Source organism: Streptomyces sp. NPDC038213 (assembly GCF_055600495.1).
This window is the reverse complement of the sequence record NZ_JBVJYM010000022.1, coordinates 72073-98929: the sequence shown is the minus strand read 5'-3', so window position 1 is coordinate 98929 and position 26857 is coordinate 72073. Positions and strand designations below refer to the sequence as shown.

Genomic DNA, 26857 nt, shown 5'->3' with positions numbered 1-26857 from the left:
GCGGCGGAGGGTCAATCGATCACGGTAGGGGCGTGGTGGAGCCGGGAGCGCTCGCCGGTACGGCCGCCGCCCGGTCCGCTGCGCCCGCCTCCTCCGGTCCGCTGCCGCCGACGGCCACCGGCTCCGGCTCCCCGCCCGTCTTCCCACCGGTCTCGCCGCCGGTCGCGTCCGCCCCCGCGCGCAGGGCGTCCGCCGCCGCGTACAGCTCGGCCGGGTGGACCCCGGCGAAGGACGCGGCGAGGTGCCCGTCGGGCCGTACCAGCAGCACCGTGTGGGCCGCGGCCCCCGGATAGCCCTCGGCGACGAGCAGGTCGGCCCGTACGGGCAGTGCGCTCACCGCCGCCGCGAGCCGCGGCATCACCCCGGCCGTCAGCCAGTGCCGCCGGTCCCACACCCCGGTCCCGGGCGCGATCAGCACCACCAGCAGCCGCCCCCGGCCCAGCAGGTCCCGCAGCGGTACGGTCGCCCCGTCCGGCGCCGTCACGCGCACGTCGGCCGCGAGCGCACCGGGCTCGGTGGCGGTCGGCGCCCCCGCGGCGCAGGGCTGCGGGGCCAGCGGCGAGCGCCCGTACGCCGGCGGCGCGCCCAGCGGCCCGCGCCCGAGGTGGGCCTCCGTCAGCAGGGAGTCGTGGCTGCGGGCCGCGCCCGGCAGGTAGCCGCGCAGCCCCCCGCCCCCGCGCAGCAGCGGCAGGGCCTGGTCGGCGGCGCGCAGCCGGGCGGCGACCGCGGTGCGCCGCTCGCCCTGGTAGCTGTCGAGGAGCGACTCGGAGGCCCCCTGGTGCCAGGCCAGCGAGAGCTTCCAGGCCAGGTTCTCGGCGTCCCGCAGGCCCTCCTCCACGCCCTGGGTGCCGACGGCACCGAGCAGGTGGGCCGCGTCCCCCGCGAGGAAGGCGCGGCCGGAGCGCCAGCGCCGGGCGAGCCGGTGGTGCAGGGTGTGCACGCCGGTGTCCAGGAGCTCGTATGGCGGCACCCCGTCCCCGCACCAGCCGCCGAGGGTCTCGCGGATCCAGCCCACCAGCATGTCCGGGGTGACGAGTTCGCCGCGCGGCTCCAGGAGCCAGTCCAGCCGCCACACCCCGTCGGGCAGGGGGCGGGCCGCGACCTCGGCGGGGGAGCCGGAGCGGGACCACGGCGCCGCGCGGTGCAGCACGGCCTCGTCGGGCCAGGGGAGTTCGGCCCGCAGCGCCGCCACGGCGTGGCGCTCGACGGCGGTGCGGCCCGGGAAGCGGATGTCGAGGAGCTTGCGGACGGTGGAGCGCGCCCCGTCGCAGCCGACCACGTAGCTGCCCCGCCACCAGGTGGTCTCGGCGCCGCGGGTGTGCACGGTGACCCCGTGCGGGTCCTGCTCCAGGGAGTCGACCTTGCTGTCCGTGACCGTCTGGACCAGCGGATGGGCCGCGGCGGCCTCGCGCAGTCCGCGGGCGAGGGCGTGCTGCGGGACGTGGAGCGGGGCCGAGCCGGCCGGGCCGCGGTCCTCGAAGAGGGTGCGTACGGGGTCCTGGCGGCGGCGGACCGTGCGCCAGGCCGTCCACCGGGCCCCTTCGTCGCGCAGGGTGGCGCAGCCCAGGCGCCGGGCCATGGCGGCGGTGTCCGCGTGCAGCACGACGGTCCGGGCGGGCCTCGGCTCGTCCTTGCCGGGCCCTTCGTCGAGCAGTACGGAGCGCACGCCCTGCCCGGCGAGGGCGAGGGAGAGCGCCAGCCCGACGGGCCCCGCGCCGACGACGATCACCGGGTCCACGGCGCGGCCCCCGATGTCCGGTAATTGATCACAGAACGTATGCAACCCACTGCGCGCGCTTGCGTCAAGTGACGCCCGCGCGCCGAACGCCGTGTGGTGCGGCGGAACGCGTCCGCCGCACCACACCGGTCACACCGTCACCTGGTTCCGCGTCAGGTCTTGTCCACCGGGCCGGAGTCGGTGCCCGTGGTCGCCGGGCCGGGGGTGGCGGCCATCTCCTCCACGTCCTCGGCGTGCAGGACCGTGCCCGTGGACCGCTTCGAGCTGCGCAGCCGACGCTCCAGCCAGGAGGCGAAGGTGGTCAGGACGAAGTTCAGCGCGATGTAGATGAGCGCGATCACCACGAGGGTGGCGATGGTGTTCGCCCCGTAGTTGGCGGGGATCGTGCGGTACTGGGCCATGAGGTCGTTGATGCCGAGCACGGCGCCGCCGAGCGCGGTGTCCTTGAGGATCACGACCAGCTGGCTGACCAGGGCGGGCAGCATCGCCGTCACGGCCTGCGGGAGCAGGATGTACATCATGATCTGGCTCTTGCGCATGCCGATCGCCTTCGCGGCGTCGGTCTGCCCGCGGGGCAGCGACAGCACGCCGGCGCGGACCACCTCGGCGATGACGGACGAGTTGTACAGCACCAGGCCCGTGACCACCGCGTAGAGCGGGCGGGACTCGGAGTCGACGCTGGTGAACTGCACGTACAGCTGGTTGCCGAAGATCATCAGCATCAGCACCGGGATGGCGCGGAAGAACTCGACGAACGCGCCGACCGGGCCCCGGACCCACTTGTGGTCCGACAGTCGCCCGATGCCCAGCAGGGCGCCGACCGGCAGGGCGATGACGATGGCCAGGGCGGCCGCCGTCAGGGTCTCGCCGAGACCGGGGAGCAGGTACGTCGTCCAGATGTTGGAGTCGGCGAAGAACGGCTTCCACTTCTCCGCCGTCAGCTGGTTCTTCTCCGCCATGGTGGACAGCACCCACCACAGCACGCCCGCGGCGGCGAGGATGAAGACGACCGCGTAGATGATGTTGCGCTGCCGGGCCTTGGGCCCGGGGGTGTCGTACAGCACCGAGCTCATCGCTTCACCGCCACTCGCTTGGCCAGCCAGCCGAGGAACAGGCCGGTCGGGAGGGTAAGGACGATGAACCCGAAGGCGAAGACCGCGAAGACGGCGAAGAGCGAGTCGGCCTCGTTCTCGATCATTTCCTTCATCAGCAGCGCAGCCTCGGCGACGCCGATGGCCGCGGCCACCGTGGTGTTCTTGGTCAGTGCGATCAGCACGTTCGCCAGCGGGGCCACCACGGCCCGGAAGGCCTGCGGCAGCACGACCAGGGTCAGCACCTGCACGAAGCTCAGCCCCAGCGCGCGGGCGGCCTCGGCCTGACCCTGCGGGACGGTGTTGATGCCGGAGCGCAGCGCCTCGCAGACGAAGGTGCCGGTGTACGCGATGAAGCCGAGGACGGCGAGCCGGAAGCCGGTCTCGTCCGAGTTGCCGCCGCCCAGGGTGACGCCCAGGGTCTGGCCCAGGCCCAGCGAGCAGCCGATGATCAGCAAGGTCAGCGGCGTGTTGCGGACCACGTTGACGTAGCCGGTGCCGAAGGCCCGCATCAGCGGGACCGGGCTGACGCGCATCCCGGCGAGGACCGTGCCCCAGATCAGGGAGCCGATGGCCGAGAAGACGGTGAGCTGCACCGTCACCCAGAAGGCGCCGAGCACGTCGTACTGCGGATTGTCTAGAAAGTCGAACACGGTTGCCCTGCGCTCTCCCCAGGTCGGTCAGCGGGGTGCGCCGCCGGCTGAGGGCCGGCGGCGCACCTCACTGTCGGATCAGCTGCCCTCGGTGATCTGCGGGGCGGGCTCGTTCTTGTAGTTCGCCGGGCCGAAGTTGGCCTTGACGGCCTTCTCCCACTCGCCGCTGGAGACCATCTTCTTCAGCGCGGCGTTGATCTTGGTCTGGAGCTCCTTGTCGCCCTTCTTCAGACCGATGCCGTAGTTCTCGTCGCTCATGGACAGGCCGGCGAGCTTGAACTTGCCCTGGTGGGCGGGCTGGGCGGCGTAGCCGGCCAGGATGGAGGCGTCCGTGGTCAGGGCGTCGACAGCCTTGTTCTCCAGGCCCGTCAGGCACTCGGAGTAGCCGCCCTGCTCGAGCAGGTCGGCCTTCGGCGCCAGCTTCTCCTTGACGTTCTGTGCGGAGGTCGAGCCGGCGACCGAGCAGAGCTTCTTGGAGTTGAGGTCCTCGGGCTTGGTGATCGAGTTGTCGTCGGCGCGGACCAGCAGGTCCTGGTGGGTCAGGAAGTACGGACCCGCGAAGTCGACGACGGCCTTGCGCTTGTCGTTGATCGAGTAGCTCGCGACGACGAACTTGACGTCGCCGTTCTTGATCAGGTTCTCGCGCTCGGCCGACACGGCCTGCTTGAACTCGACCTTCTTGTAGCCGAGCTCCTTGGCCACGTAGTTCGCCACGTCGACGTCGAAGCCCGTGAACTTGCCGTCCGGGGTCTTCAGGCCCAGGCCGGGCTGGTCGAACTTGATGCCCACGACGACCGTGTCGCCGCCGCCCGAGCCCTTGTCGTCGCTGCCGCACGCGGTGGCGGTGAGAGCGAGGACCACGGCTGCGGCGGCCGCGGCTCCGACCTTGGAAACCTTCATGGTGAACTTCCCTCGGGTGAGACGTTGTTGACGTTGCGAGTGCTGCTGACCGGATGAGTACCAGAAGGGAGCGGTCAGTGGTGCAGGATCTTCGACAGGAAGTCCTTGGCGCGGTCGCTGCGGGGGTTGCTGAAGAACTGCTCCGGGGTGGCCTCTTCGACGATCTTCCCGTCGGCCATGAAGACCACGCGGTTGGCGGCGGAGCGGGCGAAGCCCATCTCGTGCGTCACCACGACCATCGTCATGCCCTCGCGGGCCAGCTGCTGCATGACCTCCAGCACCTCGTTGATCATCTCCGGGTCCAGGGCCGAGGTCGGCTCGTCGAAGAGCATGACCTTCGGGTCCATGGCCAGGGCGCGGGCGATCGCCACGCGCTGCTGCTGGCCTCCGGAGAGCTGCGCCGGGTACTTGTCGGCCTGGCTGCCCACGCCCACCCGGTCCAGCAGCGCGCGGGCCTTCTCGACCGCGGCGGCGCTGTCGGCCTTGCGGACCTTCAGCTGGCCCAGCGTCACGTTCTCCAGCACCGTCTTGTGCGCGAAGAGGTTGAACGACTGGAACACCATGCCGACGTCCGCCCGCAGCCGGGCGAGCTCGCGGCCCTCGGACGGCAGCTCCTTGCCGTCGATGGTGATCGTGCCGGAGTCGATGGTCTCCAGCCGGTTGATCGTCCTGCACAGCGTCGACTTGCCCGATCCCGAAGGACCGATCACGACCACGACCTCACCGCGGGCGATGCTCAGGTTGACGTCCTGGAGCACGTGCAGCGCGCCGAAGTGCTTGTTGACGTCGCTCAGTACGACCAGGCTGTCGGCGGCGGGAACCGCGTCCTGCGTGCCCTTGTCCACTGATACTCCGCTCATCGGCTTCCAGCTCCGTCCTCCTCGGTTGGGAGGACAGTAGTGACCGGGCGAGCGCACCGTCATCACATCTGAGCGAGAATTGAGGATAACGATAGGGCCTCGGCCGGGTACGCAGCGTGAGCGTCGCGCGTGTACGCGTACCGGGTGCATAACGGAAGACGCGCCGGGGCGGAACCCCCTTGACGTGGGCGTCTTCATCCGCGTGGATGCATGGTGGCCCTGACGTGACCGGGTACGGGCCGGGAAGCGGCCGGAACGAGAACGGAAAGGGGGACTTCCCGTGAGACTTCTGCTCGTCGAGGACGACGACCACGTGGCGGCCGCCCTGTCCGCCATCCTCGCGCGCCACGGCTTCCAGGTCGTGCACGCCCGCAGCGGCGAGGAGGCCCTGCAGGCCCTGCTGCCCGCCGGAGCCCAGGGCGCCGCCGTGCCCTACGGGGTCATCCTGCTCGACCTCGGCCTGCCCGACCAGGACGGCTACGAGGTCTGCGGGAAGATCCGCAAGCGCACCAGCACCCCGGTGATCATGGTGACGGCGCGCAGCGACGTGCGCTCCCGGATCCACGGGCTCAACATGGGCGCCGACGACTACGTGGTCAAGCCGTACGACACCGGCGAGCTGCTCGCCCGCATCCACGCCGTCAGCCGCCGCACCGCGGGCGCCGACGAGCCGGCCGCCGCCGCGGGCTCCGTGGTCCGCCTCGGGCCCGTCAGCGTCGAGCTGGCCACCCGGCGGGTCACCGTCGACGGGGCCGACGTACCGCTCACGCGCAAGGAGTTCGACCTGCTGGCCCTGCTCGCCCAGCGGCCCGGGGTGGTCTTCCGGCGCGAGCAGATCATCAGCGAGGTCTGGCGCACCAGCTGGGAGGGGACCGGCCGCACCCTGGAGGTGCACGTGGCCTCCCTCCGCTCCAAGCTGCGGATGCCCGCCCTCATCGAGACCGTCCGCGGCGTGGGCTACCGGCTCGTCGCCCCCGCCTCCTGACGGAGCCCCGCAGTGCGCACCCGGCTCCTGCCCCTGCTCGTCGTCCTCATGGCCGGCGTGCTGGTCGCCCTCGGCTTCCCGCTCGCCGTCAGTCTGGCCGCGGCCCAGCAGCAGCACGTGGTCGTGGACCGGATCGACGACACCGCGCGCTTCGCCGCCCTCGCCCAGTTCGTGAAGGACTCCGAGTCCGGCGCCTCCGAGGGCACCGACGAGCGCCGCGAGACCCTCCAGCTCGAACTGGCCCGCTACCAGGAGCTGTACGGGATCCGGGCCGGGGTCTTCCTGCGCGACGACAACGCCATGGCCCGCGCCCCCGGCTGGTGGAACCTGCCCGAGGAGGGCCAGGGCCGGCGCGCCTTCGAGGAGGCCCTCGCCGGGCGCCGCAGCCACGACCCGCCGCAGGTCTGGCCCTGGCAGCAGCACGGCCGGCTGGTCGTCGCCTCCCCGGTGGTGCTCGACGGGGACGTGGTCGCCGTCGTGGTCACCGACTCGCCGACCGGGCCGATGCGCGCCCGGATCCTGCACGGCTGGCTCCTGATCGGCGCCGGGCTCGCCGCCGCCATGCTCCTCGCCTTCGGCGCCGCCCTGCGGCTCACCAGCTGGGTGCTGCGCCCCGTACGGATCCTCGACGCCGCCACCCACGACATCGCGACCGGGCAGTTCAACTCCCGGGTCGCGGCCTCCGGGGGGCCGCCGGAACTGCGCCGCCTGGCCCGCTCGTTCAACGAGATGGCCGACCACGTCGAGGACTCGCTCGAACAGCAGCGGGCCTTCGTCGCCGACGCCTCCCACCAGCTGCGCAACCCGCTCGCCGCCCTCCTGCTGAGGATCGAGCTGCTCGCCCTGGAACTCCCCGAGGGGAACGAGGAGATCGCCTCGGTGCGGACCGAGGGCAAGCGGCTCGCCCAGGTCCTCGACGACCTCCTCGACCTCGCCCTCGCCGAGCACGCCTCCGCCGAGAACACCCTCGTCGACATCGCGGCCCTCACCGCCGAGCGGGTGGCCGCCTGGCGGCCGTACGCGGAGGAGAAGGGCGTACGGCTCACGGGGAGCGACGCGGGGCCGGCCGACAGTAAGGCGGTCACGGCGGTCACGGCGGGCGGCTCCGCCGCCGGACTGCGCCCGGTGACCGGCTGGGCCGACCCCATCGCCCTGTCGAGCGCCCTCGACGCGGTGATCGACAACGCCCTCAAGTTCACGCCGCCGGGCGAGGAGGTCACGGTCGGCACGGCCGTCGCGGGCGCGTACGCCACCGTCGTCGTCGGGGACCGGGGGCCCGGCCTGACGGGGGAGGAGCTGGAGCGCATCGGCGACCGCTTCTGGCGCAGCGGCCGGCACCAGAACGTGAAGGGCTCCGGCCTCGGACTGTCGATCTCCCGCGCCCTCCTCGCCAAGAGCGGCGGCAGCCTCGCCTACGCCGCGAACCCCCCGCACGGGCTCCGCGTCACCGTCTCCGTACCGCGCCGCGCACCGGGGGCCTGACGGGGCCCGCCGGGCGCCCGGCGGCCGCTGTCCACAGCCCCGGACAGGGCCGCGGCGGCGGCCGCATACTGAAGCGAGACGATCTCCCAGGGAGCCGCCCGTGACCACCCCCGCCTCCACCGTTCCCGTGCCGCGCGCGGACGCCGCCACCCGCGCCGCCGGGCTGACCGCGGCCGTCGACATCGGGGGCACCAAGATCGCCGGGGCCCTCGTCGGACCGGAGGGGACCCTGAGCGCGCCCGTCCGCCGCCCCACCCCCCGCGCCGCGGACCCCGAGGCGGTCATGGCGGCCGTCGCCGAGGTGGTCGCGGACCTGTCCGCCGACCCCGCCTGGGGGGAGGTCCGGCGCTGCGGCATCGGCAGCGCGGGCCCCGTCGACTCCGCCCGGGGCACGGTCAGCCCGGTCAACATCGGCGCCTGGCGCGGATTCCCCGTCCTCTCCCGTACGGCCGCCGAGCTCGCCGCCCGCGGCGCCGCGGTCCCCGCCGTCCTGGTCGGCGACGGGGTGGCCATGACCGCCGCCGAGCACTGGCTCGGCGCCGCCCGCGGCCGGGACAACGCCCTGTGCCTCGTGGTGTCCACCGGAGTCGGCGGGGGTCTCGTCCTCGACGGCCGCCTCCACACCGGCCCCACGGGCAACGCCGGACACATCGGCCACATGTCCGTGGCCTTCGACGGGGAGCCCTGCGCCTGCGGCGGCCGCGGCTGCGTCGAATCCATCGCCTCGGGGACCGCCATCGCCCGCTGGGCGCGCGACCAGGGCTGGAGCGGACCCGACCCCACCGCCGCCGGAGTGGCCGCCGCCGCCCGCGCCGGCGACCCGCTCGCCCTCAGGGCCTTCGACCGCGCGGGCCGCGCCCTCGCCGCGGCCGTCGCCGCCACCGCCACCCTCGTCGAGACCGACATCGCCGTCATCGGCGGCGGGGTCGCCGCCGCGGGCGACGTGCTCTTCGGCCCCGTCCGCGCCCACCTCGCCGAGTACGCCGCCCTGTCCTTCGTCCAGGAGCTCACGGTGGTCCCCGCCGCCCTCGGCACCTCGGCCGGGCTCATCGGGGCCGCGGCAGCCGCCATCGAACTGCTCCCGGCCTCCTGACGGACAGGGGCCCGGCCCCGCAGCGGGGGCCGGGCCTTCGACCGCGAGCGGGGAGGAGACGGGCTACGGCTTCACGGAGCGGTAGTAGCGGGCCGCGCCCTCGTGCAGCCCGAGCGGGGCCGTGTAGATCGCCGTCCGCAGGTCCACCAGCTGCGCCGCGTGGACGTCGCGCCCGATCCGGTCGCGGCTCCCGATCACCGTCCGGGTCAGCGCCTCGGTCAGGTCGGCGTCCGTGCGCTCCGTGGTCACGAGCAGGTTCGGCACGGCCAGCGTGGAGATCCCGGTGGCGTTCTGCGCCCGCGGATAGGCCTCCGGGGGCACCACCGCCGCCCGGTAGAACCGCGCCGGGGACCCGCCGCGCTGCAGCACCTGCATCAGGTCGCCCAGCTGCACCAGCCGGATGCTGGTCCGCTCCGACAGCGCCCGTACGGCGTTCGTCGGCAGTCCGCCCGACCAGAAGAAGGCATCGATCCGGCCGGCCTCCAGCTCCGCCGGCATCGTGTCGATCCCGATCGGGACCGGCGTGATGTCCCTCGCCGGATCCAGGTCCGCCGCCGTCAGCAGCCGCTCGGCGATCAGCCGCACCCCCGAGCCCGGCTGGCCGATCGCCACCCGCTTGCCCGCGAGGTCCTTCACCGACTCCACCCGCGAGGCGTTCAGCACCACCAGCTGCACGTAGTCGTCGTACAGCCGCGCGCAGCCCCGCAGCCGGTCCGCGCCCGGCTTGGCGTCCTGCCGGTACTTCGCCACCGCGTCCGCCGTGGCGATCGTGAAGTCCGCGCTGCCGCCCGCCACCCGGTCCAGGTTCTGCTGGGAGCCCTCGCTCGGCAGCAGGGACACGTCCAGCGCGGGCAGGTCCCGCGCCAGCGCCTGCTGGAGCAGCTCGCCGTAGCGCTGGTACACGCCCGAACGCCCGCCGGTGCTGAAGCTGAGCTCGCCCGACGGCTGCGCCTTCCCCGGCGGCAGCAGCCACCACAGCAGGAGTCCGAACACGGCGAGAGCGGCCGTCGCGCCCAGCAGCGCACGACGCCTGCTGATCCTGACCCGGGAGAACCGGGGAAACGCGAGGGGCACGCCTTCGATCCTGCCAGCCCCCGCCGCACATGTCACGGGCCGCCCGCCGATCCCGGCACCCGTCCGGAGGCCCGCGGCCGCACCCTTACCCTTGAGGGCATGAGCAGCGCGGAGCCGGGCGGAGCAGTGGCCGCCAAGGGAACATACGAGGTGCGCACCTACGGGTGCCAGATGAACGTGCACGACAGCGAGCGGCTCTCCGGCCTGCTGGAGGACGCCGGGTACGTCCGCGCTCCCCAGGGCTCCGACGGCGACGCCGACGTGGTGGTCTTCAACACCTGCGCGGTGCGGGAGAACGCCGACAACAAGCTGTACGGCAACCTCGGCCGGCTCGCCCCGATGAAGACCAAGCGCCCCGGGATGCAGATCGCCGTCGGCGGCTGCCTGGCCCAGAAGGACCGCGACACCATCGTCACCCGGGCCCCCTGGGTCGATGTGGTCTTCGGCACGCACAACATCGGCAAGCTGCCCGTGCTGCTGGAGCGCGCCCGCGTCCAGGAGGAGGCGCAGGTCGAGATCGCCGAGTCGCTGGAGGCCTTCCCCTCCACGCTGCCGACCCGCCGCGAGTCCGCGTACGCCGCCTGGGTCTCGATCTCCGTGGGCTGCAACAACACCTGCACCTTCTGCATCGTCCCCGCCTTGCGCGGCAAGGAGGAGGACCGCCGGCCCGGCGACATCCTCGCCGAGATCGAGGCGCTCGTCGCCGAGGGCGTCTCCGAGATCACCCTGCTCGGGCAGAACGTGAACGCCTACGGCTCCGACCTCGGCGACCGCGAGGCCTTCTCGAAGCTGCTGCGGGCCTGCGGGCAGATCGAGGGCCTGGAGCGGGTCCGCTTCACCTCGCCGCACCCGCGCGACTTCACGGACGACGTGATCGCCGCCATGGCCGAGACCCCGAACGTGATGCCGCAGCTGCACATGCCGCTCCAGTCCGGCTCGGACACCGTCCTGAAGGCCATGCGCCGCTCGTACCGCCAGGAGCGCTTCCTCGGGATCATCGAGAAGGTGCGCGCCGCGATCCCGCACGCCGCCATCTCCACCGACATCATCGTCGGCTTCCCCGGGGAGACCGAGGAGGACTTCGAGCAGACGATGCACGCGGTCCGCGAGGCCCGCTTCGCCAACGCCTTCACCTTCCAGTACTCCAAGCGGCCCGGCACCCCCGCCGCCGAGATGGACGGGCAGATCCCCAAGGAGGTCGTCCAGGAGCGGTACATGCGCCTGGTCGCCCTCCAGGAGGAGATCTCCTGGGACGAGAACAAGAAGCAGGTCGGACGGGTCCTCGAGGTCATGGTCGCCGAGGGCGAGGGCCGCAAGGACGGCTCCACGCAGCGGCTGTCCGGCCGCGCCCCCGACAACCGCCTCGTCCACTTCACCAAGCCGGACGCCGAGGTCCGCCCCGGCGACGTGGTCACCGTCGAGATCACCTACGCCGCCCCGCACCACCTGCTCGCCGAGGGCCCGACCACCGAGGTGCGCCGGACCCGCGCCGGTGACGCCTGGGAGAAGCGCAACACCGCCCCGGCCCAGCCCGCCGGCGTGATGCTCGGCCTCCCGTCGATCGGCGCCCCGGCCCCGCTGCCGGCCGTAACGGGCGGCTGCTCGGCCCTCTGAGCCACCGGCCGCAGGCGCCCGCGGGACCGCGGACGCCTGCGGCCGCCGCCGGGCCGCCCCGCCGGCCGGTACGGCGTACTACGCTGCGGATCATGCTCGTAGCCGCCGCCGTATGCCCCTGCCCGCCTCTGCTCGTGCCGCAGGTCGCGGCCGGGGCGGCCGAAGAACTCGCCGACGCGCGCACCGCGTGCTCCGACGCGCTCGCCGTCCTCGCCGCCTCCCGGCCCGACCTGCTCGTCGTCGTCGGGCCCGCGGGGGAGGACGGTCCCGGCACGTACGCCCAGGGCGCCCCCGGGTCCTTCCGCCGGTTCGGCGTCGACGTGCGGGTGGCGCTGGGTCCGGCCGCGGACGGGGAGGCCTCCGGTGCTGCGCCGGGAGCGCCGGCCGGTCCTCGCGAACTGCCCGCACCCCTCGCCGTCGCCGGCTGGCTCCTGGAGCACACCGCCTGGTCCGCCGCCCCCGTCGAGGGGCTCGCCGTCGCCGCGGACCTGCCGCCCGCCGACTGCGCGGAGACCGGCCGCGGGCTCGCCGGACGGGCCGCCCGCGTGGCCCTGCTCGTGATGGGCGACGGCAGCGCCTGCCGCAGCCTGAAGGCGCCCGGCTACCTCGACGAGCGTGCCGAGGCCTTCGACGCCGCCGCCGCGGCCGCCCTCGGCGCCGCCGACACCGCCGCCCTCGCCGCGGTCGACCCCGGGCTCGGCGCGCAGCTGCAGGCGGCCGGCCGCGCCCCCTGGCAGGTGCTCGCCGGAGCCGGCGAGGGCGCCGGACTCGACGGCCGGCTGCTCTACGAGGACGCGCCGTACGGGGTCGGCTACCTGGTCGCCGCCTGGTCCTGACCCGCCCCCGGGCCGCCCGGGTGCGCCGAAGGGGCGCGGGGCACTGCCCGCGCCCCTCCGCCGGGGAGTGTCAGGAGGCCGCCGGACCGCTCCCCGGCGTGCTGCCGCCCTCGGGGCCGTCCTTGTGGGCGATCTTGCCCAGGGCGTCCTTGGCCTTGTCCGTACCGCTCGAGATCCGAGTGCTGTACTTGCCGTGGGTCTTGGAGTCCACGGCCTTCGCGACCTTGTCCAGGCCCTCGCCGATCTTGCCCTCGTGCTGCTGCGCGAGGTCGCCGACCTTTTCCTTGGCCGGCGCGAGCTTGGCCTTGAGATTGTCCAGCAGGCCCATGGGTCACCTTCTCCTGGCGTAAACGTGGTAACTGGCAGAGCTACGGCAGGCGCGCCCGCCGGTTTCGCCGTCCGCCGCCTCTGCTGACCTCCCGGCGGACCCCACGACAGGGTCCTCCGCCGGGCGGCGAAACCGATCAAACACGCCCATGTCTACCCCCACAACGTTACTCGCGCGCCGTGAGTTCCGCGTGGGTGCACCGGGTCCCGCCGGGCCCGCACGGCCCGTTCGGTGAGCGGCCCGGTGTTTGCGAAACTGGGGCGGTGAGTACTGCAGCCCCCGCCCCGCGGGTCATCGCCGTCGTCGGCCCCACTGCCGCCGGAAAGTCCGATCTGGGCGTCGCCCTCGCCCGGTGGTCCGGCGGCGAGGTCGTCAACGCCGACTCCATGCAGCTCTACCGCGGGATGGACATCGGCACGGCCAAGCTGACCCCCGCGGAGCGGGGCGGCGTCCCGCACCACCTCCTCGACGTCTGGGACGTCACCGAGACCGCCAGCGTCGCCGAGTACCAGCGGATCGCCCGCGCCGAGATCGACCGGCTGCTCGCCGAGGGACGCACCGCGGTCCTCGTCGGAGGCTCGGGCCTCTACGTGCGCGCGGCCGTCGACGCCCTGGAGTTCCCGGGCACCGATCCGGCCGTACGCGCCCGCCTGGAGGAGGAGCTGACCCTGCGCGGCCCCGGCGCCCTGCACGCCCGGCTGGCCGCCGCCGACCCGGCCGCCGCCCAGGCCATCCTGCCCAGCAACGGCCGCCGGATCGTCCGGGCCCTGGAGGTCATCGAGATCACCGGGCGCCCCTTCACCGCGAACCTGCCCGGCCCCGACCCCGTCTACGACTGCGTCCAGATCGGCGTCGACGTGGGCCGCCCGGAGCTCGACGAGCGGATCACCCGGCGCGTGGACCGGATGTGGGAGGACGGGCTCGTCGAGGAGGTGCGCACCCTGGAGGCCGCCGGGCTGCGCGACGGGGTCACCGCCTCCCGCGCCCTCGGCTACCAGCAGGTGCTCGCCGCCCTCGCGGGGGAGTGCACGGAGGACGAGGCGCGCGCCGAGACCGTACGCGCCACCAAGCGCTTCGCGCGCCGCCAGGACTCGTGGTTCCGCCGTGATCCGCGGGTCCACTGGCTGAGCGGGGCCGCCGCGGACCGGGGGGAACTCACCGGACTCGCGCAGTCGTTGGTCGAACGAGCGGTTACAGCCTGATCACGTGATGGCATCGGGACGCTCCGGACGCCCGTCCGGGGTCCGCGGCCGTGCCATCATCAAACTTCGGCGAGCGAAGTCCTAGTGGGGAGGGCACGTGGCGATGGAGGCCGGCCCTCGAGACACCGGGCGCGAAGGCACCGGACGGGATCCGGAGGCGGTGCGTCCTGCCGTCCCCGTACTGCCCGCGGCGCCCGCCGCCCCCGCTGTCCCCGCGGTCCTCGGGCTGCCCGCCGACCCGGGCCTGCTGAGCCCCGACGGGCCCGAGACCGAGGAGCCCGCCGCCGAGTTCGAGGTCGAGCTGCGGCCGCAGCGCCGGCTGCGGATCTGGCAGCTGGCCCCCATCGTCGGGCTCGCGGCCGCCGGCTCCCTGATGTTCGCCTTCCCCCTCGCCTTCGAGTTCGGCGACGGCGGGGCCGTCGTCGCCATGCTCGGCCTGCTCATCAGCAGCTGCGCCGGGGGCTGGGGCATGATGGCCGCCCGCCGGGTCGGCTACACCTGGCCGGGCCTGCCCGCCCGCGGCTCCGGCACCCGCCCGGACTGGCGGATCGTCGTGCTGTACGCGGCCGTGGTGCTGACGGTCGCCTTCCTCGCCGTCTGGCGCGTGGCGCGCCTGCGCTGACCGGCCGCGCGCCGGCCGCCGTAGCGTCGCAGCCCATCGCCGTACCGTCTTGCCCGTACGGTCCCGCCGTCCCGCGCCGTCCCGCGCCGTCCCGCGCCGTCCCTGTCGTACCCGTCCGCCGTCCACGGACCGGGCGCCCCCGCCGCCGCGGCGCCCGCCCCCGTACGATGGCCGCGTGACCACCACGCACCTCGCCTTCCTCAAGGGCCACGGGACCGAGAACGACTTCGTGATCATCCCGGACCCTGACAACTCCGTCGCCCTCTCCCCGGCCGCCGTCGCGCGGCTGTGCGACCGCCGGGCCGGCATCGGCGGGGACGGCGTGCTGCACGTGGTCCGCTCCGCGGCCCACCCCGAGGCGCGGCACATGGCCGACGGGGCCGAGTGGTTCATGGACTACCGCAACAGCGACGGCACGATCGCCGAGATGTGCGGCAACGGCGTCCGCGTCTTCGCCCGCTACCTCCAGCACGCGGGCCACGCCGAGCCCGGCGACCTCGCCGTCGCCACCCGCGGCGGGATCAAGAAGGTCCACCTCGACAAGGCCGGGGCGGTCACCGTCTCCATGGGCCGGGCCCGCCTCCCCGAAGGGGACGTCACCGTCTCCGTCGGCGACCGCAGCTGGCCCGCCACGAACGTGGACATGGGCAACCCGCACGCCGTGGCCTTCGTCGCCGACCTCGCCGAGGCCGGGAACCTGTACGACGCCCCGCCCTTCAGCCCCGCCTCCGCCTACCCGGACGGCGTCAACGTCGAGTTCGTCGCCGACCGCGGCCCGCGGCACGTGGCGATGCGCGTCCACGAGCGCGGCTCCGGCGAGACCCGCTCCTGCGGCACCGGCGCCTGCGCCGTCGCCGTCGCCACCGCCCGCCGCGACGGGGCCGACCCCGCCGCCACCGGAGAGCCCGTCACCTACACCGTCGACGTCCCCGGCGGCACCCTCGTCATCACCGAGCACCCCGACGGCGCCGTGGAGATGACCGGCCCCGCCGTGATCGTGGCCGAAGGCGAGATCGATCCCGCCTGGCTGACCGAAACGGCTTTCGCCTAGAGCTTCCCTCGAATGGGTGATCCGGTTCACGCTGAGCGAGAGCCGGACTGCGCCACGTGGTGGGGTCGGTAACATCAGACACCGGCCCCGGGGGCTCCACCCCCCGCCCACCCACCGCCGGTCGAAGCCGCCGCCGGAGGTGCCCCATGAGTGCAGAGGCCACGAACCCCGATACGGGAGCGGAGCTCCGGTTGCCGGGCTCCCTCGCCCGCAGACGCGGCCGCACCCGCCTCGACCTGCGCAGACTGGGCCGCGCGGCCCTGCTCGGCACGGCCCCCCGCGACCGCCTCCCCGACGCCATCGGGCATGTCGCGGAGGCCCACCGCGCCCACCATCCCGACGCGGACCTCTCCGTCCTGCGGCGCGCGTACCTCCTCGCGGAGACCTCCCACCGCGGCCAGATGCGCAAGAGCGGCGAACCGTACATCACGCACCCGCTCGCGGTGACCCTGATCCTCGCCGAACTGGGCGCCGAGACCACCACCTTGACGGCCTCCCTGCTCCACGACACCGTCGAGGACACGGACGTGACCCTCGATCAGGTGCGGGAGGAGTTCGGCGACGAGGTCCGCTTCATCGTCGACGGGGTCACCAAACTGGAGAAGGTGGACTACGGCGCCGCCGCCGAGCCCGAGACCTTCCGCAAGATGCTCGTCGCCACCGGCAACGACGTCCGCGTGATGTCCATCAAACTCGCCGACCGGCTGCACAACATGCGCACCCTCGGCGTGATGCGCCCCGAGAAACAGGCGCGCATCGCCAAGGTCACCCGCGACGTCCTCATCCCGCTCGCCGAACGCCTCGGCGTCCAGGCCCTCAAGACCGAGCTGGAAGACCTCGTCTTCGCCATCCTCCACCCCGAGGAGTACGAGGCCACCCGCGCCCTCATCGCCTCCCACGCGGCCGAGGACGACCCGCTGCCCGCCATCGCCGCATCCGTCCGCACCGTCCTGCGCGAATCCGGCATCCCCGCCGAAGTCCAGGTCCGCCCCCGGCACTTCGTCTCCGTCCACCGCATCGCGCGCAAGCGCGGGGCGCTGCGCGGCGCCGACTTCGGCCGGCTGCTCGTCCTCGTCGCGGAGGACGCCGACTGCTACGGCGTCCTCGGCGAACTGCACACCTGCTTCACGCCCGTCATCTCGGAGTTCAAGGACTTCATCGCCGCCCCCAAGTTCAACCTCTACCAGTCCCTCCACACCGCCGTCGCAACCGGCGGGTACGTCGCCGAGGTCCTCATCCGCACCCACCGGATGCACCTCGTCGCCGAAGCCGGGGTCATCGCCCTCGGCAACCCGTACGTGGGCACCGAGCCGGGGACGGGCCCGTGCGCGGCCGCCGCCGCACCGGCCGACGCGCCCGCGGGGGGCCTCGCGGGGGCGGGAGCCGCCGCCGGGGCGGGGGCCGTCACGGGAGGGGCGGGGCCGGGTGCCGAATCCGCGTCCGCGTCCGTGTCGGATTCCGCGTCCGCGTCCGTGTCCGCGCGGCAGACCGGAGCCGCCGCTTCCGACCCGGTCGGCGAGCGCGCCGACCCCACCCGGCCCGGCTGGCTGTCCCGCCTCCTCACCTGGCAGCAGTCCGCCCCCGACCCCGACACCTTCTGGACCTCCCTGCGCGCCGAACTGGCCCAGGACCGGGAGATCACCGTCTTCCTCACCGAAGGCCCCGGCTCCGGCTCCGGAACCGTCAGCCTGCCCGCCGGCGCCACCTGCGTCGACGCCGCCTACGCCCGGCTCGCAGAGGCCGCCCACGCCTGCATCGGGGCCCGCGTCAACGGCCGCATCGCCGCCCTCGGCACCCGCCTCGCCGACGGCGACACCGTCCAGCTCCTCGTCGGCCAGGACGCCGCCTCCGGACCCGCCCCCGAATGGCTCGAACACGCCCGCACCCCGGCCGCCCGCATCGCCATCAGCGGCTGGCTCCGGGCCCACCCCGACGGCGCCGCCGTCCCCACGGCCGCCCCCCGGGCCCCACTGCCCATGTCCGCCCTGCGCGACGCCGGAGGCAACGCCGTCGCCGACCTGCCCGACGCCACCGTCCGGCTCGCCGGGTGCTGTACGCCCGTACCGCCCGACCCGGTCGCCGGGTTCGTCGTACGCGGCGGGGTCGTCACCGTCCACCGCATCGCCTGCCCCGCCGTGGACCGGCTCCGCGACAGCGGCCGCAGCGCGGTCGCCGTGCACTGGCGGGCCACCGCCGACTGCCGCGTCACCCTCGTAGCCGAATCGTTCGGCCGCCCCCGGCTCCTGGCCGACCTCACCGAGGCCATGTCCCGCCAGGGCGTCTCCATCGTCTCCGCCACCGTCGAACCCCCCAACCGCCAGCGCGTCCGGCACACGTACACCGTGCAGCTCCCCGACGCCGCGGGCCTGCCCGCCCTCATGCGCGCCATGCGCGAGGTCCCCGGCGTCTACGACGTCGGCCGCACCTGAGGTCACCACCCCGCCCGGCCGGGTCTCCCTTTCGGGTGGGGCCGTCGCGCGCCGTCCACGGGCGCGTGGCGGGCGCTGGTAGCGGTGGTCCATGCAGCTCACCTCCCGCCGCCTGCGCGCCGCCCTCCTCGGCGCCGCCGCGCTGACCCTGGCCGCCGCCCTGCCCCCGCCGCAGCCCCTCGGCATCGGGGACACCCTCTTCCCCGCCCTCGGCAACCCCGGCTACGACGTCCTCGCGTACGACCTGTCGTTCACGTACACCGGCAACACCACCCCCCTCGACGCGGTCACCACCATCGAGGCCCGCACCCTCGCCCCGCTGGAGCGCATCAACCTCGACTTCACCCACGGCACCGTGGCATCGGCCCGGGTCAACGGCGCCGAAGCCGCCTTCGCCACGGCCGGCGAGGACCTGGTGCTCACCCCCGCGCGGCCCGTCCCCCAGGGCGCCCCGCTGCGGATCACCGTCCGCCACACCAGCGACCCGCGCGGCAGCGGCGACGGGGGCTGGGTGCCCACCGAGGACGGGCTCGCCATGGCCAACCAGGCCGACGCCGCCCACCGCGTCTTCCCCTGCAACGACCACCCCTCCGACAAGGCGCAGTTCCGCATCAGCGTCACCGCCCCCGCCGGACTCACCGCCGTCGCCAACGGACTCCCCGAATCCGCCGTCCGCCACTCCGGCGGCAAGGCCCTGACCTGGACCTACCGCACCGTCCACCCCATGGCCACCGAACTCGCCCAGGTCTCCATCGGCAAGTCCGCCGTCGTCCACCGCACCGGCCCCGGCGGCCTGCCCCTGCGCGACGTGGTCCCCGCCGCCGACCGCGAGCGCTTCGAGCCCTGGCTCGCCAAGACCCCCGGCCACCTCGCGTGGATGGAGGAGCGCGTCGGCCGCTACCCCTTCGAGAACTACGGGATCCTCATCGCCCGCGCCCGCACCGGGTTCGAGCTGGAGACGCAGACCCTCTCCCTCTTCGAGAGCGTCCTCTTCACCGACCCCGGCTACCCCGCCTGGTACGTCGAGGCCGTCATGGTCCACGAACTGGCCCACCAGTGGTTCGGCAACAGCGTCACCCCCCGCACCTGGTCCGACCTGTGGCTCAACGAGGGCCACGCCACCTGGTACGAGGCCCTGTACGCCGACGGCCTCGGCAAGTACTCCCTGGAACGGCGCATGCGCGAGGCGTACCAGCGCTCCGACCAGTGGCGCGCCGCCGGCGGCCCCCCGGCCGCCCCCAAGCCCGCCGCACCCGGCCAGAAGATCGGCCTCTTCCGGCCCGTGGTCTACGACGGCTCCGCCCTCGTCCTGTACGCCCTGCGCCAGGAGATCGGCACCCGCGCCTTCGACCTGCTGGAGCGCCGCTGGGTCGCCGAGCACAAGGACGGGGTGGCGGGCACCGCAGACTTCACCGCCCTCGCCTCCGAGATCGCCGGACGCGACCTCGGCCCCTTCTTCCAGGCCTGGCTGTACGGCAGGACGACCCCGCCGATGCCCGGCCACCCCGACTGGAAGCCCGCGAAAAGCGTGTGACTCCCGCTCCCCGGGCATGCCAGTATCGACAGGTCGGTGCCGCACCCCGGTCCGGACCACCGGCAGGGGCGAGGCCCCGGGAATCTTCCGGAGCCGCCGCGCGTTGTCGCCGACACAGAGCATTCGTATCGACGTAAGGATCCAATGACCTCCTCTTCTTCCCCTTCCCAGGATGCGCGCGACCCCCGGGACGCAGACGCGCAGAGCTTCACCGAGAGCCTTCGGGCCGATGCCCTGATGGAAGAGGACGTCGCCTGGAGCCACGAGATCGACGGAGAGCGGGACGGCGACCAGTTCGACCGCTCCGAGCGCGCGGCCCTGCGCCGCGTCGCGGGCCTCTCCACCGAGCTCGAAGACGTCACCGAGGTCGAGTACCGCCAGCTGCGCCTGGAGCGCGTCGTGCTGGTCGGCGTCTGGACCTCGGGGACCGTCGGAGACGCGGAGAACTCCCTTGCGGAGCTCGCCGCGCTCGCCGAGACCGCGGGCGCCCTCGTGCTCGACGGTGTCATCCAGCGCCGCGACAAGCCTGACCCGGCCACCTTCATCGGTTCCGGCAAGGCCCGCGAGCTGCGCGACATCGTCATGTCGAGCGGCGCCGACACCGTGGTCTGCGACGGCGAGCTCAGCCCCGGCCAGCTCATCGCCCTCGAAGACGTCGTCAAGGTGAAGGTGGTCGACCGGACCGCCCTCATCCTCGACATCTTCGCCCAGCACGCCAAGTCCCGCGAGGGCAAGGCGCAGGTCGCACTCGCGCAGATGCAGTACATGCTGCCGCGGCTGCGCGGCTGGGGCCAGTCGCTGTCCCGGCAGATGGGCGGCGGCGGCGGTGGCGGCATGGCCACCCGCGGTCCCGGTGAGACCAAGATCGAAACGGACCGGCGCCGGATCCGCGAGAAGATGGCGAAGATGCGCCGGGAGATCGCGGAGATGAAGACCGGCCGCGACATCAAGCGGCAGGAGCGCCGGCGGAACAAGATCCCGTCCGTCGCGATCGCCGGCTACACCAACGCGGGCAAGTCCTCGCTGCTCAACCGCCTCACGGGCGCGGGCGTCCTGGTGGAGAACGCGCTGTTCGCCACCCTCGACCCGACCGTGCGCCGCGCCGAGACCCCGAGCGGCCGGGTCTACACCCTGGCCGACACGGTCGGCTTTGTCCGGCACCTGCCCCACCACCTCGTCGAGGCGTTCCGCTCCACGATGGAGGAGGTCGGCGACTCCGACCTCATCCTGCACGTGGTCGACGGATCGCACCCGGCGCCGGAGGAGCAGCTGGCGGCGGTGCGCGAGGTGATCCGGGAGGTCGGCGCCGTCGACGTACCGGAGATCGTCGTCATCAACAAGGCCGATGCGGCGGACCCCCTGGTCCTCCAGCGCCTGCTGCGGATCGAGCGGCACTCCATCGCCGTATCGGCGCGTACGGGCATGGGCATGGACGAGCTGCTCGCGCTCATCGACTCCGAGCTGCCCCGCCCGTCCGTGGAGGTGGAGGCCCTGGTGCCCTACACCCACGGCGGACTGGTCGCCCGGACCCACGCCGAGGGCGAGATGATCTCCGAGGAGCACACCGCGGAGGGCACGCTGATCAAGGCGCGGGTCAACGAGGAGCTGGCCGCCGACCTCGCGCCGTACGTGCCGGCGAAGCAGTGACAGCGCACTGACGGCGTCCTGACCGTGCGCTGACGGTGCGGGCACCGCGTCCGCGCGGAACACACGAGAAGGGCCCCGGCCCCCCGACTGCGGGGGCCGGGGCCCTTTCGCTCCGTGCTGCTCAGCGCGCGGCGGCTGCCGCCTTGCTGCTGACCGCCTCGAACACGGCCTTGGCCTCGGGACCCAGCCGCGGACCCGCCAGCCACCCCGCCCTGACCGGGCCGATCGAGGTGTTCGACACCAGGACCGGGCTGCCGTCGCGGCCCGCGGCCACCCAGCCGCCGCCCGAGGAGCCGCCGGTCATCGTGCAGCCGATCCGGTACATCACCGGGTCCTGCGCGTTCAGCGACAGCCGGCCCGGCCGGTCGGCGCACTGGAAGGCGCGCTGCCCGTCGAAGGGGGCCGCCGCCGGGTAGCCCGTGGCCGTGATCTTCGAGATCTTCGGCACGGACGGGGCCGCGAACTCCACCGGGAGCGCCGAACCGACCGTCTCCTCGAGCGACTTGCCCGTCTCCTTCTCCGGGGTCACGTGCAGCACCGCGAAGTCGTACGGCGCGCCCGCACCCCCGGTCGGACCTCCCTCGGCGATCCACTGCTCCGAGGTCTGCGCCCAGTCGCTCCACCACACGCCGAGCGGGGCCACCTCGTCGCGGGTCGCGCCCTTGAGCGCCGCGGCGGACTTCCCGGCGTCGTTGTACGAGGGTACGAAGGCGATGTTGCGGTACCAGCCGCCCTTCTTGCCGGCGTGCACGCAGTGGCCCGCCGTCCAGACCATGTTGGACCTGCCTGGGTTCGCGGGGTCCTTCACCACCGTCGCCGAGCACACCATCGAGCCGTCGGGGCCGTCGAAGAACACCTTCCCGGCCTCGGGGGCGTTCTGGCGGTACGGCGTCCCGACCGGCCGCGCCCGCACCGGCGCCGGGGTCGGATCCGTGACCCCCTGGTCCCGGCCGAGGTCCGGGTCGGCCACCGGCTGGTCGGGCTGCTCGGCCCGGCGCATCCGGTCGGGGTCCCAGAGGTCCTCGATGACCGGGTTGATGAAGTCCTCGGCCTCGCGGAGCCAGTCGTCCTTCTTCCAGTCCCGCCAGGCGCCGTCGCGCCACTTGTCGAGGTCGATGCCGTGCTCGCGGAGCTTGTCCCGCAGACCGTCCGGGATCTTGATCCCGCCGGGGCCGGGCGCCGGGGCGCTCGGGGCGGCACCGGCACCGGTCGCGCCCCCGTCCCCGCCGGGGCTGCAGGCGGCGGTCAGGGCGAGGACCGCGCACAGGCCGGCGGCCGCCAGGACCCGGGGTCCGCGGTGGGGGCTCCGCCCGCCGGACGAGGCGGAGGCCGGTCGGATCGGTCGCATGTCGTGTATCCCCCTGCTGCTTCGAGGCGTGGAGTGCAACCCCCCACTATGCCGCTGCCGTTGGTGACGGCACCGGCCGGGGGCGCGGTTCCGTCACCCGGAAGGATCTTCGGAGCCACCCGTGTTCACCCGCCGCCCGCGTCGTTGGTACGTACGGGGGAAGGCGAGGACAGCGTCCTTGTTCGAGGAGCAATCCATCCGGGAGGACCGAGAGCCGTGGCTTTGACCGACCATGCCGTCGCCGTTCCCCACGAGGCCGGAGCCGCCGGCGGGGCGGGGGAGCCCGAGGCCATCCTGCGGAGGCAGGCCCTGCGCGAATCGTCGGCGCGGACCTACGCCCGCTCCCTGCCCATCGTCCCGGTGCGGGCCCGGGGGCTGACCATCGAGGGCGCCGACGGCCGCCGCTACCTCGACTGCCTCTCCGGCGCCGGGACCCTGGCCCTGGGCCACAACCACCCCGTGGTGCTGGAGGCCATCCGCAAGGTCCTCGAATCCGGCGCCCCCCTGCACGTGCTGGACCTGGCCACCCCGGTCAAGGACGCCTTCACCACCGAGCTGTTCGCCAACCTCCCGGCCCCGCTCGCCGAGCGCGGCCGGATCCAGTTCTGCGGACCCGCCGGCACCGACGCCGTGGAGGCGGCCCTCAAACTCGTGCGCACCGCCACCGGGCGCACCGGACTGCTCGCCTTCACCGGCGCCTACCACGGCATGACCGCCGGGGCCCTCGACGCCTCCGGCGGCGCCCGCGAGGCCCGCGTCACCCGGCTGCCCTTCCCCCAGGAGTACCGCTGCCCCTTCGGCCGCGGCGGACAGGAGGGCGCCGAGCTCTCCGCCCTCTGGACCGAGAACCTCCTCGACGACCCGAAGGCCGGGATCCCCGCCCCCGCGGGCATGATCGTCGAACCCGTCCAGGGCGAGGGCGGGGTGCTCCCCGCCCCCGACGCCTGGCTGCGCCGGATGCGCGAGGCCACCCGCAGCCGGGGCATCCCGCTGATCGCCGACGAGGTGCAGACCGGCGTCGGCCGCACCGGCTCCTTCTGGGGGGTCGGGCACTCCGGGGTGGTCCCCGACGTCATGGTGCTGTCCAAGGCCATCGGCGGCAGCCTCCCCCTGGCCGTGGTCGTCTACCACGAGGACCTCGACACCTGGCAGCCCGGCGACCACGCCGGCACCTTCCGCGGCAACCAGCTCGCCATGGCCGCCGGCACCGCCACCCTCGCCCACGTCCGCGAGAACCGTCTCGCCGAACGCGCCGCAGAACTCGGCGCGCGCATGCTCGCCTCCCTCCGGCAGCTCGCCGGCGAGTACCCCTGCATCGGCGAGGTCCGAGGCCGGGGCCTGATGATCGGCGTCGAACTCGTCGACCCGGAGGCCCCCGCCCCTCCCGGCCCCCCCACCCCCCCCACCCCCCGCAGCGCCCCCGCCCCCGCCGCCCCGGCCCTGGCCGCCGCCGTCCAGCGGGAGTGCCTGCACCGCGGGCTCATCGTCGAACTCGGAGGCCGGCACTCCAGCGTCGTACGCCTCCTGCCCCCGCTGACCCTCACCGACGAGCAGGCCACGGCCGTCCTCGACCGGCTCGCCGACGCCGTGGCCGCCGCCGCCCGCATCCGGCCGCCCGCGCGCCAGGCCGCGCACTGAACCGGACCCCTCCTCCAAGGAAGCCGCCGTGAACCCCACCCCCGCCCCCGAACCGTCGCCCGCCGAAGGCCACCCCGCCCCCCACGCCCAGCCCGCAGAGGCAGCCGAGGCCGCCGCCCCCACCGTCCCCCGCCAGAAGGACGGCGTCCCCCGCTCCACCCCGCTCGCCCCGGCGCACCCCGCCCCCCTTCCCCCGTCCGGGCAGCCCGAACTGCTCGACCACCCCGACCCCGCCGTCGCCGCCGAGGCCGCCGCCGTGGAGAACCTGCTGCGCTGCTGGGTACGGGAGACCAACCTGCACCGCCCCGAGGGCCCCCTCCTGCGGATCCCCCTGCACCGCTCCGCCGCCACCCTCCTGGTCCCTGTCCGCCACTGGTCGGCGGCGGGTTGGCACCGCTTCGCCCCGCCGCGGTTCGAAGGCGCACCACCGCAGGCCCCGGCCCTGGACGCCGTCACCCTCGCGGCCCTCCTCGTCCGCGAGGGCGGCGCCCGCGGCGGCGCGGACCTGGTCGGCCGGGTCGCCGACTCGGTACGCCGTACCGCCGCCTTCATCGCCACCCGGCGCGCACACCCCGCACCGCCGACCGGACACGACCCCTTCCTCACCGCGGAACAGTCCCTCCTCCTGGGCCACCCCCTCCACCCGACCCCCAAGAGCCGCGAAGGGCTCTCCGAGGCCGAGTGCCGGGCCTACTCGCCCGAGGCGTACGGCTCCTTCCCCCTGCACTGGGCCGCCGTCGACCGCGGCCTGCTCGCCACCGACTCCGCCTGGACCGAAGGCGGCCGGACCCTCCCCGCGGAACAGCTGCTCAGCCGCCTCGCCCCCTCCCTCGCGCTCCCGCCGAACACCGCACCCCTGCCCCTGCACCCCTGGCAGGCCCGTGAACTGCGGCACCGCCCCGCAGTCGCCGCCCTCTACGAGGCCGGCCTGCTCCACGACCTCGGCCCGCACGGGGAGCCCTGGCACCCCACCTCCTCCATCCGCACCGTGCACCGCCCCGGCACACCGGCGATGCTCAAGCTGTCCCTCGGCCTGCCCATCACCAACTCCCGCCGCGAGAACCTCCGCAAGGAGCTCCACCGCGGCGTCGAGGTCCACCGGCTGCTGCGCTCCGGGCTCAGCGAGCAGTGGCAGGCCTCCCACCCCGGCTTCGACATCGTCCGCGACCCCGCCTGGGCAGCCGTCGACGGACCCGACGGCGCACCCGTCCCCGGACTCGACGTGATGCTCCGCCACAACCCCTTCGGCCCCGCGGACGACGCCGTCTGCATCGCCGCCCTGACCTCCCCGCGCCCCTGGCCGGGCCGCGGCACCGTCAGCTCACGGCTCGCCGACACCGTCTCCCGGCTCGTCTCCGCGACCGGCCGCCCCGCCTCGGCCGTCTCCACCGAGTGGTTCCTGCGCTATCTCGACCACGTGGTCCTCCCCGTCCTCGCCCTCGACGACCTGGCCGGCATCGCCCTCGAGGCGCACCAGCAGAACACCCTCGTCCTCCTCGACCGCTCCGGCTGGCCCGTCGGCGGCCGCTACCGGGACAACCAGGGCTACTACTTCCGGGAATCCCGCCGGACCGAACTCGACCGCCGCCTTCCCGGTATCGGCTCCGCCAGCGACACCTTCGTCTCCGACGCCGTGACCGACGAGCGCTTCGCCTACTACCTCGGCATCAACAACGTCCTCGGCCTGATCGGCGCTTTCGGATCCCAGCAGCTCGCAGACGAGCGCGTCCTCCTCGCCGCCTTCCGCCGCTTCCTCGGCAAGGCCTGCGCCCTCGGCCCCCTGCCCGCGCTGCTGCTCGACTCCCCGACCCTGCGCTGCAAGGCCAACCTCCTCACCCGGCTCCACGGCCTCGACGAACTCGTCGGCCCCGTCGACACCCAGTCCGTCTACGTCACCCTCACCAACCCCCTCCACGACTGAAACCGGGAAGAGCGCCCATGCACTCCACCGAGACAGGCACCCCCCTCCACAGCGGAACCCCCTGCGAGGACACCCTCGACCTGCGGCTGCCCCCCGAGTTCCGCGCCCTCTTCACGGATGCAGTAGAGGCGGAGCCGCCCGCCGTCCGCCCGGGCACCGTGGAGAGCCTGCCCTTCCTCGCCGAGGCCGACCTGCTGGACTCCCCGGCCGCATGGGGGCCCGCCACCCTCGCCGAGGGCACCTTCCAGCTCGCTCCCGTACGCCTCGACCGCGACCTCGACCTGCTCGCCCGCTGGATGAACGACCCGGCCGTGGACGCCTTCTGGGAACTCGCCGGACCCGCCGAGACCACCGCCGCCCACCTGCGCGCCCAACTCGAAGGCGACGGCAGGAGCATCCCGTGCATGGGCCTGCTCGACGGCACGCCGATGAGCTACTGGGAGATCTACCGGGCCGACCTCGACCCCGTCTCCCGCCACTACCCCGCGCGCCCCCACGACACGGGTATCCACCTGCTCATCGGGGACTGCACCGACCGCGGCCGCGGTCTGGGCACCAGACTGCTGCGCACCGTCGCCGATCTGGTCCTCGCCAACCGCCCCCGCTGCACCCGGGTCATCGCCGAACCGGACATCCGCAACACCCCCTCCGTCTCCGCCTTCCTCAGCTCCGGCTTCCGCCTCGCCTCGGAAATCGACCTCCCGGAGAAGCGCGCCGCCCTGATGATCCGCGAGCGGTCCCTGCGCAATCTCCTGTGAGCCCCGTCACACTGCACAACGCCGCTCCCCAGCCCAGAGTTCCCACCCGAGGA

The 26857-nt window shown here is 74.0% G+C and carries 22 protein-coding genes; 14 read left to right on the top strand and 8 right to left on the bottom strand.

Annotated elements, in window-relative coordinates; genetic code table 11:
• Window positions 1-19 precede the first annotated feature (19 nt).
• The 5 genes from ACZ7JZ_RS25930 to ACZ7JZ_RS25910 all read right to left on the bottom strand — a co-directional run bounded on the left by ACZ7JZ_RS25930 (window position 20) and on the right by ACZ7JZ_RS25910 (window position 5242).
• Window positions 20-1738 carry an FAD-dependent monooxygenase gene (locus ACZ7JZ_RS25930; protein ID WP_470943281.1) on the bottom strand — a complete coding sequence of 573 codons (1719 nt, stop codon included), beginning with the start codon at window positions 1736-1738 and terminating at the stop codon, window positions 20-22.
• Between the two features lie 152 nt (window positions 1739-1890).
• Window positions 1891-2811, bottom strand: a complete 921-nt coding sequence (locus ACZ7JZ_RS25925; protein ID WP_470943280.1) for an amino acid ABC transporter permease — start codon at window positions 2809-2811, stop codon at window positions 1891-1893.
• The gene (locus tag ACZ7JZ_RS25920) at window positions 2808-3482 is read right to left on the bottom strand and encodes an amino acid ABC transporter permease (protein WP_470943278.1); all 675 of its coding nucleotides are present in this window, start codon (window positions 3480-3482) and stop codon (window positions 2808-2810) included. The genes ACZ7JZ_RS25925 and ACZ7JZ_RS25920 overlap by 4 nt, the downstream gene beginning before the upstream one ends.
• A 78-nt stretch (window positions 3483-3560) precedes the next feature.
• Window positions 3561-4382 carry a glutamate ABC transporter substrate-binding protein gene (locus tag ACZ7JZ_RS25915; RefSeq protein ID WP_470943276.1) on the bottom strand — a complete coding sequence of 274 codons (822 nt, stop codon included), beginning with the start codon at window positions 4380-4382 and terminating at the stop codon, window positions 3561-3563.
• Window positions 4383-4456: 74 nt separating this feature from the next.
• Entirely contained in the window at window positions 4457-5242 is a 786-nt protein-coding gene (locus ACZ7JZ_RS25910; protein WP_470943274.1) for an amino acid ABC transporter ATP-binding protein, read from the bottom strand.
• A gap of 280 nt (window positions 5243-5522) precedes the next feature.
• On the opposite strand from ACZ7JZ_RS25910, the gene ACZ7JZ_RS25905 reads away from it, so the two are divergent.
• From ACZ7JZ_RS25905 to ACZ7JZ_RS25895, 3 genes are all read left to right on the top strand, one after another.
• Window positions 5523-6227, top strand: coding sequence for a response regulator transcription factor (locus ACZ7JZ_RS25905; RefSeq protein WP_470943273.1), 705 nt, complete (start codon window positions 5523-5525; stop codon window positions 6225-6227).
• Between the two features lie 12 nt (window positions 6228-6239).
• Complete coding sequence (locus ACZ7JZ_RS25900) at window positions 6240-7709, top strand: sensor histidine kinase (RefSeq protein ID WP_470943271.1); 1470 nt, start codon at window positions 6240-6242, stop codon at window positions 7707-7709.
• A gap of 127 nt (window positions 7710-7836) precedes the next feature.
• Entirely contained in the window at window positions 7837-8802 is a 966-nt protein-coding gene (locus ACZ7JZ_RS25895) for an ROK family protein (protein WP_470943325.1), read from the top strand.
• Window positions 8803-8865: 63 nt separating this feature from the next.
• Here ACZ7JZ_RS25895 and ACZ7JZ_RS25890 read toward each other — a convergent pair whose 3' ends face one another.
• Window positions 8866-9876, bottom strand: a complete 1011-nt coding sequence (locus ACZ7JZ_RS25890) for a TAXI family TRAP transporter solute-binding subunit (protein ID WP_470943269.1) — start codon at window positions 9874-9876, stop codon at window positions 8866-8868.
• Between the two features lie 99 nt (window positions 9877-9975).
• On the opposite strand from ACZ7JZ_RS25890, the gene miaB reads away from it, so the two are divergent.
• Window positions 9976-11490: a tRNA (N6-isopentenyl adenosine(37)-C2)-methylthiotransferase MiaB gene (gene miaB / locus ACZ7JZ_RS25885; protein WP_470943267.1), complete on the top strand. Its 1515-nt coding sequence runs from the start codon at window positions 9976-9978 to the stop codon at window positions 11488-11490.
• A gap of 92 nt (window positions 11491-11582) precedes the next feature.
• Window positions 11583-12326, top strand: a complete 744-nt coding sequence (locus tag ACZ7JZ_RS25880) for a class III extradiol dioxygenase subunit B-like domain-containing protein (RefSeq protein WP_470943265.1) — start codon at window positions 11583-11585, stop codon at window positions 12324-12326.
• Between the two features lie 70 nt (window positions 12327-12396).
• Here ACZ7JZ_RS25880 and ACZ7JZ_RS25875 read toward each other — a convergent pair whose 3' ends face one another.
• Complete coding sequence (locus ACZ7JZ_RS25875; RefSeq protein WP_470943263.1) at window positions 12397-12654, bottom strand: antitoxin; 258 nt, start codon at window positions 12652-12654, stop codon at window positions 12397-12399.
• Between the two features lie 263 nt (window positions 12655-12917).
• Here ACZ7JZ_RS25875 and miaA point away from each other — a divergent pair, with 263 nt between their 5' ends.
• From miaA to hflX, 6 genes are all read left to right on the top strand, one after another.
• Window positions 12918-13856, top strand: coding sequence for a tRNA (adenosine(37)-N6)-dimethylallyltransferase MiaA (gene miaA / locus ACZ7JZ_RS25870; RefSeq protein ID WP_470943262.1), 939 nt, complete (start codon window positions 12918-12920; stop codon window positions 13854-13856).
• 103 nt (window positions 13857-13959) lie between these two features.
• Window positions 13960-14478, top strand: coding sequence for a hypothetical protein (locus ACZ7JZ_RS25865; protein ID WP_470943323.1), 519 nt, complete (start codon window positions 13960-13962; stop codon window positions 14476-14478).
• A gap of 175 nt (window positions 14479-14653) precedes the next feature.
• Complete coding sequence (gene dapF, locus ACZ7JZ_RS25860; RefSeq protein ID WP_470943261.1) at window positions 14654-15529, top strand: diaminopimelate epimerase; 876 nt, start codon at window positions 14654-14656, stop codon at window positions 15527-15529.
• Window positions 15530-15675: 146 nt separating this feature from the next.
• Window positions 15676-17958, top strand: coding sequence for a RelA/SpoT family protein (locus ACZ7JZ_RS25855; RefSeq protein WP_470943259.1), 2283 nt, complete (start codon window positions 15676-15678; stop codon window positions 17956-17958).
• Window positions 17959-18049: 91 nt separating this feature from the next.
• Window positions 18050-19492 (top strand): M1 family metallopeptidase, encoded by a 1443-nt coding sequence (locus tag ACZ7JZ_RS25850; RefSeq protein ID WP_470943258.1) that lies wholly within the window; start codon window positions 18050-18052, stop codon window positions 19490-19492.
• A 144-nt stretch (window positions 19493-19636) separates the two neighbouring features.
• Window positions 19637-21139 carry a GTPase HflX gene (gene hflX / locus ACZ7JZ_RS25845; protein WP_470943256.1) on the top strand — a complete coding sequence of 501 codons (1503 nt, stop codon included), beginning with the start codon at window positions 19637-19639 and terminating at the stop codon, window positions 21137-21139.
• Between the two features lie 121 nt (window positions 21140-21260).
• On the opposite strand, the gene ACZ7JZ_RS25840 is transcribed toward hflX, so the two are convergent.
• Window positions 21261-22487, bottom strand: coding sequence for a trypsin-like serine peptidase (locus ACZ7JZ_RS25840; RefSeq protein WP_470943255.1), 1227 nt, complete (start codon window positions 22485-22487; stop codon window positions 21261-21263).
• 216 nt (window positions 22488-22703) lie between these two features.
• Here ACZ7JZ_RS25840 and ACZ7JZ_RS25835 point away from each other — a divergent pair, with 216 nt between their 5' ends.
• The 3 genes from ACZ7JZ_RS25835 to ACZ7JZ_RS25825 are packed head-to-tail and all read left to right on the top strand — an operon-like array spanning window position 22704 to window position 26804.
• Complete coding sequence (locus tag ACZ7JZ_RS25835; RefSeq protein WP_470943253.1) at window positions 22704-24125, top strand: diaminobutyrate--2-oxoglutarate transaminase family protein; 1422 nt, start codon at window positions 22704-22706, stop codon at window positions 24123-24125.
• Between the two features lie 28 nt (window positions 24126-24153).
• A complete protein-coding gene (locus ACZ7JZ_RS25830; protein WP_470943252.1) occupies window positions 24154-26046 on the top strand; it encodes an IucA/IucC family protein in 1893 nt (630 codons plus the stop codon).
• A 17-nt stretch (window positions 26047-26063) separates the two neighbouring features.
• Entirely contained in the window at window positions 26064-26804 is a 741-nt protein-coding gene (locus tag ACZ7JZ_RS25825) for a GNAT family N-acetyltransferase (RefSeq protein ID WP_470943251.1), read from the top strand.
• Window positions 26805-26857 lie beyond the last annotated feature (53 nt).